The sequence below is a fragment of the Streptococcus dentiloxodontae genome, from assembly GCF_053206925.1.
Window position 1 is genome coordinate 1 of sequence record NZ_JBRUHR010000030.1, and the last position, 13,533, is coordinate 13,533.

Below are 13,533 nucleotides of genomic sequence, written 5' to 3' on the forward strand. Positions count from 1 at the left end.
GCTTTCGAAACTTCAAAAACTTTAAAACTAAAATTCTTATCGCTTTGAACATGCAAAGAGAGAGAACCAATCTGATTCTCTCTCGTGCTTAGTTATAAGTCACCCACTACAGTTGACAAAGAGCCAACAAAAGTTCAGCCTCTTTTTAAATAGTCTAAGGATAATAATTTGATGCTGTCGCTTGAAAGACTGACTGGCTTGTCAATTTTAGTCCCAATCATGCATGGTCCCCTAAGAGCTTCGCATCATCAGCTATCGCTGACCAGAATAGCAACAGTCGTTTTCTAAGCTCAACCTTTAACAGCCCAACGAATGTTGAAGTGTCTCTTGTCCCATCAGTGACAGAGAGTTTTCTAAAGATTATGATTTATCTCACTAGCGCTTTGAGCCCTTAGATTACTGTAAAAACAGAAATTCTAAGAATCGCTGTCCTTAGTCCATTTAGACACTTTATCTGAATTTTCTTTTATCCATTTTTCAGCAGCTTTTTCTGGATCTGTCCCATTACTGATATCCAACATAACAGATTCAATATCATCAGTCGTCCAGCTGAAATTATTTAAAATCTCATAAGCTTCTGGCATATCGTCCTTAAGACCCTTGCGAGCCATAGTATTGATGGTCTCCGCAGAACCCATTGTTCCTTTAGGATCTTCAAGATATTTAAGGTCATATTGGGCAAACATCCAGTGCGGAGTCCAACCAGTAATGACGATTTCTTCCTTATTTTGAATTGCCTTATCAAGAGCAGTTGTCATAGCTCCTGATGAAGAAGATTGCAGAGTCCATCCTGAAAGGTTGGAGTATCCATCAATTGTCTTTTGAGCTGCTGTCATTACACCAGCTCCCGGTTCAATACCAGTGATTGTTTGACTAGCTTCATTAGATAAATCCTCAATAGAATCCACTTTCATATAGGACGGAACAACAAGTCCTAACTTAGCGCCTTCCAAATTCGGCCCAAGATTATCTAGAGAATCTTTATATTTTTCATATTGTTCAGAGTGAGTTGTTGGAAGCCAAGCACTAACCATGGCATCTGCCTCTCCATCTGAAACTGATTTCCACATAACAGAGTTATCAAGCGCTGTTATCTTGACAGTATACCCCTGATCTTCCAATACCTTTGCAATGACATTGGTAGAAGCCACTTCACTATCCCATTCAACATAGGCTAGGGTGATTGTTTTATTGGCTGAGCTGCCCTGATTAATATTATTATACCAAATCGCTCCAATGATGGCTAAAACAGCTACAGCTGCACCAGCCAAAGTATAACGTTTCTGTTTGGCTCTAGCCTCTTTTGTTTTAGCTTGACTTGGACGATTTAACATTTGTGTGAAACGATCCACAATAATAGCTAAAACAACCAAAGCTAAACCATTGACAAAACCATTACCAACCTGCGAACGCTGCAGAGCCGAAAGAACACCTTGTCCTAAGCCAGGAGCTCCAATCATTGAAGCCGTGACTACCATTGACAAAGCCAGCATCAAAGTCTGATTGACCCCCGCAAGAATAGTACTCTTAGCCAAGGGAAGTTCCAATTTGAAGAGTTTTTGAATACCTGTACCGCCAAAAGAATCTGAAGCTTCAACCAATTCTGTCGGAATCTGACGAATCCCCAGATTCGTCATCCGAACCGTTGGCGGTAAAGCAAAGATAACGGAGGCGAAGATCCCTGGAACCACCCCGATACCAAAGAAGGCAACCGCCGGAATCAGATAAACAAAAGAAGGCATAGTCTGCATGAAGTCCAACAGTGGTTTGATGACCGCCTGAGCACGATTGCTCTTAGCCATCCAGATCCCCAAGGGAATACCGATAATGACTGACACCAGACTCGAAACCAGAACAAGGGTTACCGTATTCATCAAATCTTCCCAAAGGCCTTGATTATAGATATACAAAAGACCAAGAAGAACAAAAGAAGGAAAACCCAATTTTTTCTTGGAAGCAAAGAAAGCCACAAGGGTCAGAAGAACAATCAAAAGAAGCGGGGGAATGAGTAGAAGAACATCGGTCATGCCATCCATCAAGGCTTGACCAACCTTTTGAACTACATCAAAGAGACCCGAAAAGGTATTCGTTAGCCAATCTGTTGCCGACTCAACCCAATCTGATAGGGGAATAGGCTGAGTTAAAAACTTATCCATTAGTACTTACCTCCTTATTTGCTTCTTCTAATTCATTGTCTCCAGCTGTTTCACTGCCAGAGTCGGCTAGGGCTTCAATAACGCGACCCTTGATGACAACACCGACTAAACGCCCCTTATCATTAACAACCGCCAAAGGAGTCACGGAGTCGTAGATTTCATTAAAAATGTCTGTAACCAGCATATCAGGCGAAATCGTTTTGACATTTTGTTCCATGATATCTTTTAATTCGAGATGTTCTTTACGCGCTTTAAGAGCATTTTCAGCTGTAACACTGCCCAACAAGTGACGTTTACGGTCAACCGCCAACAGCATACTAACTTCTTCCTTACGCATGCGATTCAAAGCAACGCTAGGCCCATCAACCTCAACATTGGTTGTAAAAGCAGGAATCATAACATTTTGCGCGGTCAGCACCTTTGAACGGTCAACGTCTTCAACAAATTCACGAACAAATTGATTAGCTGGCTTGGTTAAAATTTCTTCCCCTGTACCGATTTGCATAATTTGTCCGTCTTTCATAAGAGCAATGCGATCACCAATGCGAAGCGCCTCGTTCAAATCATGCGAAATAAAGATAATCGTACGTTGTTGGTCTGCCTGCAGATCAAGCAACTCATCCTGCATCTCGCGGCGAATAAGCGGATCAAGAGCAGAAAAAGCTTCATCCATCAAAAGAATTTTAGGATTGTTGGCAAGTGCTCTAGCTAGACCAACACGCTGCTGCATTCCTCCCGATAACTGATTAGGATACTGATCTTTGAAAGCTAGTAAGCCAGAATTTTCCAAAGCTTTCTCTGCGAGTTCCTGACGTTCTTCCTTGGGAACACCGCGAACTTCCAAACCATACTCTGTATTCTCCAAAATAGTCCGGTGGGGGAAGAGACCAAAGTTTTGGAAAACCATATTCACTTTATGACGACGAACTTCCTGCAAATCTTCCTTACTCATTTTGGAAACATCTTGACCTTCAATGAGAACCTCACCAGAAGAAGGTTCGATCAAACGATTAATCAAGCGCACGAGAGTGGATTTTCCACTACCAGATAAACCCATGATGACAAAAATTTCGCCTTCTTGAACATCAAAAGTAGCATCATACACCCCAACCGTAGCTCCTGTTTTTTCCAAGATTTCGGTCTTGTCTTTTTGCTGTGCAATCATTTCCAGCGCAGCTTTTTGTCTCTTGCCAAAAATCTTTGTTAAATGTTTAACTTCTAAAACAGCTGTCATATAATTCCTTTCTTCTAATCAACATAATTACTGTTCCCCTACTTTTAAAGGATAAATAATAAATCTGTATTACTATAATAAGCTTCTATTGTGACAAGAATGTTAACATAGCTTTATGTCTAACTTAAATTCAAACCACTATAAACAAAAAAATACTGTTGAATATTCCAACAGCCTTTTCCTTATTATAAGGGAAATTGCAAGCTTTATCAATGAAAAACATTTTAGAAAACTTAAATCGACTAGCAGAAACATATAAGTGAATCTCAAACTGTCTGGCAATCAGTCTAAAATACAAAAAAAGCAGACCTGCTAAAGTCTGCTCTTGCAAAGTTCATTCACTCTACTTTTTAAGCTTGTATAATATATTAGTTATTCAAAGCTGCAGCCATTGTCGCTGCAACCTCGTTTTCAAAGTCATTGGCAGCTTTTTCAATACCTTCACCAACTTCAAAACGTACAAAATCAATAGCTTTGACATTTACTGAGTCAAGATACGCTTCAACTGTCTTGCTGTCGTCCATGATATAAACTTGAGCCAATAAAGTATATTGTTGGTCAACTTTAGTATTGTCCAAGAAGAAGCGATCTAGCTTACCTGGGATAATTTTATCCCAAATTTTTTCTGGCTTACCTTCAGCCTTAAGCTCAGCCTTGATATCTTCTTCTGCTTGAGCAACCACTTGATCTGTCAAGTCAGCTTTTGAACCATATTTGAGGAATGGCAGAGCTGGTTTGTTGACCATAGCACGAGACTCATTATCTTGCTCAATAGCATGATTAAGCTGAGCTAATTCATCGTGAACAAATTGCGGATCTAATTCAGTGTATGATAAAACTTTTGGATTCATAGCCGCAACGTGCATTGAAATTTGTTTTGCTAATGTTTCATCTCCACCTTCAATAACCGAAACAACACCAATACGGCCGCCATTATGCTGATAAGCACCAAAATGTTGATTATCTGTCTTTTCAAGCACTTGGAAACGACGGAATGAAATTTTTTCCCCGATTGTAGCGGTTGCATTAACATATGCTTCTTCCAAAGTTTCACCTGAAGCAAGTTTAACTTTGAATGCTTCTTCATTGTTAGCTGGTTTTTGTTCTGCAATAGCCTTTGCAGTTTCATTAACCAAATCAACAAATTGAGCGTTTTTAGCAACGAAGTCTGTTTCAGCATTAACCTCAACAACTGCAGCTACATTTCCGCTTACGTAAACACCAGTCAAACCTTCAGCTGCCACACGGTCTGCTTTTTTAGCAGCCTTAGCCATTCCTTTTTCGCGAAGCAATTCAATTGCTTTTTCCATATCGCCTTCTACTTCAACCAATGCTTTTTTGGCGTCCATAACGCCAGCGCCTGATTTTTCGCGCAATTCTTTTACAAGTTTTGCTGTAATTTCTGCCATTTTATGTTCCTCCAAGGAATTTTTGTATCAATAATAATATAAAAACGAGACAGAGCGGTCTGCCTTCTGCCCCGTTTGAATGCTAAATCGTCCAGAGACAAATGAATTAATCTTCGTTTGACCCTTCAACTACTTCAACAATTTCTTCGATTGACTCTGCCTGAGCTTCTTCTTGGAAATCTGCTCCTGCATCTTCACCTTGATTTCCTTCAATGATAGCGTCTGCCAATTTTGAAGTAATCAATTTAACCGCACGAATAGCGTCATCATTTGCTGGAATAATAACATCAATCTCATCTGGATCAGCATTAGTATCAACCATAGCAACAACTGGAATACCAAGTTTTCTAGCTTCTTTAACGGCAATTTGTTCTTTATGCGGATCAACAACGTATATTACATCTGGAATACGAGGCATATCTTCAATGCCACCCAAGAATTTTTCAAGACGTGCACGCTGTTTATTGAGAAGAGCAACCTCTTTTTTAGGAAGAACTTCAAATGTTCCGTCAGCTTCCATACGTTTGATTTCTTTCAAACGTGCAATACGCTTTTGGATAGTATCCCAGTTAGTAAGAGTTCCACCCAACCAGCGATGGTTGATATAGTATTGACCTGCACGAGTTGCTTCTTCTGCGATAGCATCAGCAGCCTGCTTCTTAGTACCAACAAAAAGAATAACAGCATCGTTTGCTGCAGCATCACGAACGAATTCGTAAGCCTGATCAGCCAATTTTACAGTTTGCTGAAGGTCAATAACATGAATCCCGTTACGTTCTGTAAAGATGTACTTAGCCATCTTAGGGTTCCAGCGACGAGTTTGGTGACCAAAGTGAACACCAGCCTCAAGAAGTTGTTTCATTGAAATTACTGCCATGAGTAGTTTCTCCTTTTATAAAATGTTTTTTAGCCTCTCTTAAACGTCACCTTGCAGACTCACCTTACGGCAACAAGTCCACAATCAATTCAAGATGAGTATTTGTTGTTTCTACAACCTCATCATTTTACCAAAAAAACATTAAAGTCGCAAGCCCTCTTCCCCTTGACACCGAGAGTTTTTTTAGGTAAACTATATCTTGTTGTTATGGCGGTATAGCCAAGTGGTAAGGCACGGCTCTGCAAAAGCTTGATCGTCGGTTCAAATCCGTCTACCGCCTTAAAATACAGATTTTAAACTATTTTATACTAAAAAGAGGCCGGATAAAAAGTCCAACCTCACCAATTAGAGTTCGTTTTAACATCTTCACGCAGTGGTTGAATGACATTTCGTTCGTGTTTTACACTCCGAATGAACCTGCTCAACTTTGCGGGGGTGGGAAGACGAACTCTTTTGCCATTGTTGAGTTCTTTCCAACCCCCTTAATTTGAGTTAAAAAGAAAAAATCAGCAGCCTTGACTGCAATGAATACGGGATATCTGATAATCTTTACACAACTTGCGGTTGCTATGCTTGCCTCCAAAACGCTAACCGAACTTGGCACTGATTTGTCTGATAAATAATCTCTTTTAAGACTAGATACTTCGGGTTAAACGTGCTATTAGCTCACTTCTGATAGCTTCCATCTGTCCTGACTGATTTATTTGGTGGATGCCGTAACCAATTTGGTAAGGAGAGACAATAAAACGCGGGGCGATATGACAATAAATTTCTTTTGGAAATTGATAAAAGAAGAGATTGTAAGACTGACAGCGTCCGCTAACAAAGTCCGACAACACATAATCCGTTATAAATTGCACACCATCTGCTAACTGATCTAATTTATCTAGACTGGATACCTTGACATCAAATTCTGTAAAATCAATCAGAGGCTGAGTTGACACCAAAATTTCTGCCATTTCATCACTTTCTTCACTTACTGTAAGACCTTGAAAATTTTCTGGCTTAATACTTTCATAACCGTCAAGATTATTCAGGCCAACAATTTGTAGATGGGGATGACGTAAGCTTCCCCCCGACAAAGTTCCAAAATTACGATACATAAGAACACTGCAAAAGCCGCCATCTTTCAGGCTCTGCCATTTTTCAAAAGCATAATGAAAAAGCTGACGATTCTTTGTCTGAGAATAGTTGGAAATATCCCCAAGATGATCCTCCGACTCAATAATAAGAGTCTGGTAAGTCTGCTCTAGGGTTGGAAACTTATTTTCCACCCAAATCATATCATCTTTCCTATCTAAAACCTTACCCAGCTGTCTTTGGTCACAAAAGGGGCAGCTATCTTGATTAGTTGGCTTTTGATCAGCAATGTGAGGGTTGAAAATCAGCTGTCTGTCGTGCATATAATCTCCTTTTAGCCCTATTATAAAATGTCTTATTGATTTGTCAAGAAAAGAAAAAAAGACTGGAAGACCAATCTTTTTCTTAGTTTTAATCGATAGCCGCAAGAAGCGCTTCTGCCTGTTTCGCAAGATTTTCAAGAACTTCTTCGCTCGTCGCAAACTTACCATCAACCCAAGCTGAGTCATTAATTCTAGAAGCAGTTACCTGATCTACAAAATTTGTACGGATAAACGGAAGTAAATTACGGTAAATATCTGCTGCCTGTTCATGACCGCCGTTAGCTACAAGCGAAACTGTTGTCACTTTTTCATTAATAGCCGATGGGCCTGTTGGATCTGAAAGATCTACTGCACGGCTTAACCAATCAAGCAAGTTTTTCACTGATCCTGGAATTGAAAAATTATAAACTGGTGAGAAGATCCAAATAGCATCTGCTGCTAATACCGCATCACGCGCAGCTTGAACAGATTCCGGTATATTAGCTTCAAGTTCCTGTGAGAAAACAGGGACTTGTGACCAATCAAGATAGGAAACATTTGCTTTTCCTGCAAACAGCTTTTCAGCTTGTTCCGCTAATTGTTTATTAAATGAACCTTGGCGAAGTGAACCTACGATAAAAAGAATATTTTTCACTGCTTGTTCTCCTTTATTGAATAATGATTTTATACTTGTAATGATAATCATCATTAGCCTCTTAAACTAGGTTTTCTAGTTTTTATCACTACATAGTAATAATAGCAGAGCTTTTATCAAAAGTAAATTTATCTGCTTATAAATTTCTAAATTTTTTCATTAATTCAACCAGTTGAAACTGTTCATCGGCTGTCAATACTGAGAAAACCTCGCCTATAGCCTCTTGATGCGGCGGAATGGCTGCTTGAATAAGTTTACGTCCTTCCTCGGTTAGGTCCACCTCAAAAGCCCGTTTATCCGTTGGACAGGCCTCTCTTGTAATCCATCCCTTTTTTTCCATGTTTTTGATGACTACAGTCATATTTCCAGATGTTGCCAGCATACAATCTATCAGTTCACCAATTTTCATTTTTCCTTTGGCATTTAAAACGTCCAGAACACCAAACTGAGTTGGTGTTAGTCCGTAATCTTTAAAAGTTTCCGAAACTTTGCTATCAATCGTTCGAAAGGCCTTACGCATGACAACCATCCCTTTGACCGCCATGTTTTTATCTAACTCACTCATCCCTGCCCCCTCTACTGCCAAACTAGGAAAGTTACTTCGTGATTTTTCAACTAGTCTACCACGACAAAGCACCAACAGTCAAATTAAAAAGCCTAGAACTTAAAATCTAGACTTTTTGCCCACTAATAGATTACTTTATTTCCCAATTTTAACGAAGGGCCTCAATCTCACCCTTCTTGATAGGTTCATAAATAAAATCTACAAATACTGACATCAACAGGATTCTATTATATGCCATCTTAATTAGAACAAGTCATCAAAGAGACTTAGCTGATTGTCTTCTGGCATATTGCCTAAAATACCCATTTCATCCATTTTTTCGACTAAAGTTGTTGAGACACCTCCACGTTTACGCAGCTCGGTTTTAGAGAGGAATTCTCCTTCCTCACGTGCCGCAACAATCTGTTTGGCTACATTTTCACCTAGACCATCCATGGCTACAAATGGCGGAATCAGCGTATCTCCTTCTATTTTAAATTCAATAGCATCACTATTGTACAAATCTAACTGGCCAAAGGTAAAGCCACGCTCTAGCATTTCATTAACAATTTCCAATGTAACATAGAGGTCATTTTCAACATTGCTGGCTTCATTGCGCTGTCTTTTTTGCCTAATGTCTTCCATACGTGCTTTGACGGCACCTAAACCTGCACTCATGGTATTGATATCAAAGGCTTTAGCACGAATAGAAAAGTAAGCACAATAATAATAAATAGGGTGATGCACTTTAAAATACGCTACACGCAAAGCCATGAGAACGTAGGCTGCTGCATGGGCTTTAGGAAACATGTATTTAATTTTTCCACAGGATTCGATATACCAATCAGGAACATTATTGTCACGCATAGCTTGAATATAACCATTGCGCTCCTCCTCAGAAATTTTAAGCCAAAGCCCCTTACGAACACGTTCCATGATATTAAAAGCCATCTTAGGTTCAAGCCCCGCATGCATGAGATAAACCATGATGTCATCCCGACAGCCGATAACCGTTGATAGGTCTGCAATTCCTTCTTTGATTAGGTCTTGCGCATTGCCCAGCCAAACATCGGTACCATGCGACAAACCCGACAGCTGCAAAAGTTCTGCAAAAGTTGTCGGATGCGTCTCATCAACCATTCCACGAACAAAGTTAGTTCCAAATTCAGGAATTCCCAACATTCCTGTTGGTGTCCCAATCTGCTCAGGCGTCACTCCAAGAACATCTGTGCCAGAAAATAATTTCATAACATCTGGATCATCTGCCGGAATAGCCTTTGGATCAATGCCAGACAAATCCTGTAATTTCCGAATCATGGTCGGATCATCATGCCCTAAAACATCAAGCTTAAGGACATTTTCATCAATATCATGGAAATTAAAGTGAGTTGTCTGCCAAGCTGCTGCCATGTCATCCGCTGGATATTGAACAGGCGTAAAGTCATAAACATCCATATAATTAGGAATAACAACTATTCCACCAGGATGCTGACCCGTATTTCGCTTGACACCGGCAGCACCCATGGCTAAACGATCAACTTCAGCGTCACGGTAAAACTTATTATAATCTCTCTCATAGCCCTTAACAAAACCATAAGCTGTACGATCAGCTACTGTTCCGACTGTACCAGCACGAAAAGCATATTCTGCTCCAAAAATATCACGAACATCTAAGTGAGCATTTGGTTGATCATCTCCAGAAAAATTTAAATCAATATCAGGAACCTTATCTCCATCGAATCCTAAGAAAGTTTCAAATGGAATATCCTGACCATCCTTTTTATAAACCGTTCCGCATTTTGGACAATTCTTGTGTGGTAAATCATAGCCTGAACCCACAGAACCATCTGTGACAAATTCAGAATGCTTACATTCTGGATTAGGGCAAATATAATGTGGTGGCATAGGATTAACCTCAGTAATACCAATCATAGTAGCCACGAAACTGGAACCAACCGAACCTCGGCTACCGACCAAGTACCCTCGCTCATTGGAACGATTCACCAACATCTGCGATGCTAGGTAAATCACAGCAAAGCCATTACCCAAAATAGAAGTCAACTCTTTTTCAATTCGTAAATCAATAATGTCCGGCAAAGGGTTTCCATAGAGTTCAAAAGCTTTCTCATAAGTCATTTCAGCTACTTGTTCCTCAGCTCGGTCAATGAAGGGAGTATAGAGATCTGTTTTGACAACTTCTACATCTTCAATTTGATCAGCCATAGCATTTGTATTTGTAATGACAATCTCCCGCGCTAATGCATCTCCCAGAAAAGCAAAATCATCCAGCATTTCATTAGTCGTTCTGAAATGTGCCTCAGGCAACGGTGCAGGCTGAGCGTTTTCTCCTCGGCCAATTGGTCTATTAATCATAGCCCCTTGACCTAGACTTCTTACAATAATTTCACGATATATATTATCCTCAGGTTCAATATAATGGACATCTCCCGTCGCTAGAACAGGTTTGCCTAGCCGATTCCCAACCTCAATTAAATTGCGGATAATTTCCTTGATACCCGCTTCATCTTTAACCAGTTCACGTGCAATCAGCGGTGCATAAATAGCAGGCGGCATTACCTCAATAAAGTCGTAATACTTAGCCACCTCAACAGCGGCATCTACTCCCTGAGACAAAACGGTATCAAAAACCTCGCCATCTGAACAGGCAGAGCCAATGATAAGCCCCTCACGGTGAGCATCCAAGACTGTTCTTGGGATTCGCGCTACCCCTTCAAAGTATTTCACATTAGATAAGCTTACCAGCTGAAACAGATTTTTCAAGCCTCGTTGATTTTTCACATAAAGTGTTGCATGCTTAATCCGAGCTTTTTTGTAAGAGTCTTCTGAAATTAACTGGGTATTCAATTCTGCTAAATCTTTGATGCCATGTTTTTCAGCAGCATCTTTAATAAAGATAAAAAGCAAGCGTCCCGTAGCCTCTGCATCATAATTGGCCATATGGTGATGCTCCAAGGCAACCTGAAAACGTTTGGTCAAAGGCCCCAGACCATGTCTCTTATATTCAGGATAGAGGTTTCGGGCAAATTCTAACGTATCAATAACTGGCTGATCAATCTTAGGAAGACCTTGCCGTTCATAATTGGCATTCATAAAGCCAACATCAAAGGTCGCATTATGAGCAACCAAGACACAATCTTTACAAAAATTCTGAAATGCTTCTAAAACCTGCAGCAAAGGCTTCGCGCCGCGAAGATGATTATCTGTAATTCCTGTCAGCTCTGTTGTAAAAGCTGATAAAGGATGACCAGGATCAATAAATTCATCAAACTGCTCAATGATATTTCCCTTGTACATCTTAGAAGCCGCAATCTGAATCAAATCATTATGAACAGCTGATAATCCTGTTGTTTCTACATCAAAAACAACATAAGTTGCCTCGGTAAGGGGAATGGAAATATCATTGTAAGTAATAGGAACCTTATCTTCAACAATATTAGCTTCTAAGCCAAAAATGGCCTTTATCCCAGCTTTCTTAGCTTGATGATAACCGTGTGGAAAACTTTGCACATTTGCATGATCCGTAATAGCTATGGCTCTATGTCCCCAGCGTGCTGCCGTATCAATTAATTTCTCAACGGTTGGTAAGGCATCCATAGTGGACATATTGGTATGCGCATGAAATTCAACCCGTTTTTCTCCTTCCGGCATCAAATCTTTACGAGGTGCGTGGGAAATCGCTTTAATATCTTGCACATTCATCGTCAGACTATGTGTAAATTGATTATTTTCAATATTACCGCGAACCCTGACCCAAGCCCCTTTTTTAATCATATCAAATTTAGCCAAATCATCAGCATCCTTGGCCCAACGCTGCATAGCAAAACTTGAGGTATAATCCGTCAGCTTGAAATTAATAATAAATTTTCCCGTACGGGTTTCTCTGATTTCAACATCAAAAATGTAACCTTCAAAAACAACTCGATTCTCTTCTGTCGTTACCTCAATCATGGGAATTATATCAGCTTTATCAAAAGAGGCCTGACGTTTTGTTTGGCGCTCAGCATAAGTTTTCACTGACGAAGAAGAGTCTGGAACCGAAGGTGCTTGACTATTTAAAATAGCATCTATTGCCTGTTTAGCCTGAAGTTCCGCTTGTTCTTGTAAAGACTGCTTATTTTGATGATAATTTGTCTCAAAAGCAGCTGAAACTTCCTCATCTGTTAAAATGGAAAATTGAAGATCAGAAAAGCCGAAATTCTCAAATTCACCTGTCATCAACGAAATAAATTTATCAGCTACCCCTTGTTCCGCTAGATGCTTTGGTGCTTTAATATTGATATTAGGATAATCAAAATCAACAGATAAATTTTCAAATAAAGAAATAAAAGAGAAATTCTGCTGATTTATCTTGTCAAGTGCCAAACGATAGTATTTCTCTAGTTCAGAGCCCTCTCCATTAAAGGAAGAAGGTAATATCTTAAACGCAACCGATGAACCCAAACCTTCAAAAGTAGCTTTAAGTAACCGTTCAAAAGTTAAAAACACGTCAAAGGGTAATACCTCCTGAAAATTAAACAAAAATTCCCAATAACGTGTTTTTTTATATAATTTAACCGAAGAAATATGACCTGTAGAAAATACTGGCTGTTCTAGAAATTCCTCTGGCATCTGAATTTGCTTTAACAACAATTGAAATTGATTTGACATGGCTAAACTCCTAGATAAACAAAAACACCCCTAACAAGGAGTGTATGAACCTTATACCGGCGGCCGGGGTCGAACCGGCACGTCCTTGCGGACACTGGATTTTGAGTCCAGCGCGTCTGCCAATTCCGCCACGCCGGCAAAGTATAACTGGGGTAGCTGGATTCGAACCAACGCATGAGGGAGTCAAAGTCCCTTGCCTTACCGCTTGGCTATACCCCATCCACAGAGGCGAGTGAGGGGAATCGAACCCCCGAATGTCAGAGCCACAATCTGATGTGTTAACCACTTCACCACACTCGCCAAAATAAAACACGGGCAGTAGGAATTGAACCCACACTGAAGGTTTTGGAGACCTTAGTTCTACCTTTAAACTATGCCCGTAAGATGGAAGGGGAGGGATTCGAACCCCCGAACCCGAAGGAGCGGATTTACAGTCCGCCGCGTTTAGCCTCTTCGCTACCCTTCCAAGATTATAAAATATAATGGCGCGAGACGGAATCGAACCGCCGACACATGGAGCTTCAATCCATTGCTCTACCAACTGAGCTACCGAGCCATCTGATTGCGGGAGCAGGATTTGAACCTACGACCTTCGGGTTATGAGCCCG

The 13,533-nt window shown here is 40.2% G+C and carries 8 protein-coding genes and 7 tRNA genes; 1 reads left to right on the forward strand and 14 read right to left on the reverse strand.

Going from position 1 to position 13,533, the window contains the following annotated elements:
* Nucleotides 1–416 precede the first annotated feature (416 nt).
* The 4 genes from ACVRZ8_RS10465 to rpsB all read right to left on the reverse strand — a co-directional run bounded on the left by ACVRZ8_RS10465 (nucleotide 417) and on the right by rpsB (nucleotide 5,676).
* Nucleotides 417–2,156 (reverse strand): ABC transporter permease/substrate binding protein, encoded by a 1,740-nt coding sequence (locus tag ACVRZ8_RS10465; protein ID WP_447449275.1) that lies wholly within the window; start codon nucleotides 2,154–2,156, stop codon nucleotides 417–419.
* Nucleotides 2,149–3,390, reverse strand: a complete 1,242-nt coding sequence (locus tag ACVRZ8_RS10470; RefSeq protein WP_447449276.1) for a quaternary amine ABC transporter ATP-binding protein — start codon at nucleotides 3,388–3,390, stop codon at nucleotides 2,149–2,151. The genes ACVRZ8_RS10465 and ACVRZ8_RS10470 overlap by 8 nt, the downstream gene beginning before the upstream one ends.
* Nucleotides 3,391–3,758: 368 nt before the next feature.
* Nucleotides 3,759–4,799, reverse strand: a complete 1,041-nt coding sequence (gene tsf / locus ACVRZ8_RS10475; protein WP_447449277.1) for a translation elongation factor Ts — start codon at nucleotides 4,797–4,799, stop codon at nucleotides 3,759–3,761.
* A gap of 106 nt (nucleotides 4,800–4,905) precedes the next feature.
* Nucleotides 4,906–5,676, reverse strand: coding sequence for a 30S ribosomal protein S2 (rpsB, locus tag ACVRZ8_RS10480; RefSeq protein ID WP_447449278.1), 771 nt, complete (start codon nucleotides 5,674–5,676; stop codon nucleotides 4,906–4,908).
* Between the two features lie 209 nt (nucleotides 5,677–5,885).
* Here rpsB and ACVRZ8_RS10485 point away from each other — a divergent pair.
* Nucleotides 5,886–5,956 (forward strand) — tRNA-Cys (locus ACVRZ8_RS10485).
* 355 nt (nucleotides 5,957–6,311) lie between these two features.
* On the opposite strand, the gene ACVRZ8_RS10490 is transcribed toward ACVRZ8_RS10485, so the two are convergent.
* The 10 genes from ACVRZ8_RS10490 to ACVRZ8_RS10535 form a co-directional block, all read right to left on the reverse strand.
* Nucleotides 6,312–7,079 (reverse strand): DUF4931 domain-containing protein, encoded by a 768-nt coding sequence (locus ACVRZ8_RS10490; protein WP_447449279.1) that lies wholly within the window; start codon nucleotides 7,077–7,079, stop codon nucleotides 6,312–6,314.
* Between the two features lie 88 nt (nucleotides 7,080–7,167).
* Nucleotides 7,168–7,764, reverse strand: coding sequence for an NADPH-dependent FMN reductase (locus tag ACVRZ8_RS10495; protein ID WP_447449282.1), 597 nt, complete (start codon nucleotides 7,762–7,764; stop codon nucleotides 7,168–7,170).
* 85 nt (nucleotides 7,765–7,849) lie between these two features.
* Entirely contained in the window at nucleotides 7,850–8,278 is a 429-nt protein-coding gene (locus ACVRZ8_RS10500) for a MarR family winged helix-turn-helix transcriptional regulator (protein ID WP_447449280.1), read from the reverse strand.
* 243 nt (nucleotides 8,279–8,521) lie between these two features.
* Nucleotides 8,522–12,925, reverse strand: a complete 4,404-nt coding sequence (locus tag ACVRZ8_RS10505; RefSeq protein WP_447449281.1) for a PolC-type DNA polymerase III — start codon at nucleotides 12,923–12,925, stop codon at nucleotides 8,522–8,524.
* A gap of 54 nt (nucleotides 12,926–12,979) precedes the next feature.
* Nucleotides 12,980–13,063 (reverse strand) — tRNA-Leu (locus ACVRZ8_RS10510).
* A 9-nt stretch (nucleotides 13,064–13,072) separates the two neighbouring features.
* Nucleotides 13,073–13,144: transfer RNA gene (locus ACVRZ8_RS10515), tRNA-Gln, on the reverse strand.
* Nucleotides 13,145–13,152: 8 nt separating this feature from the next.
* Nucleotides 13,153–13,225 (reverse strand) — tRNA-His (locus ACVRZ8_RS10520).
* Between the two features lie 10 nt (nucleotides 13,226–13,235).
* Nucleotides 13,236–13,306: transfer RNA gene (locus tag ACVRZ8_RS10525), tRNA-Trp, on the reverse strand.
* A 4-nt stretch (nucleotides 13,307–13,310) separates the two neighbouring features.
* Nucleotides 13,311–13,391, reverse strand: a tRNA-Tyr gene (locus ACVRZ8_RS10530).
* Between the two features lie 17 nt (nucleotides 13,392–13,408).
* Nucleotides 13,409–13,481, reverse strand: a tRNA-Phe gene (locus tag ACVRZ8_RS10535).
* Nucleotides 13,482–13,533: the final 52 nt, after the last annotated feature.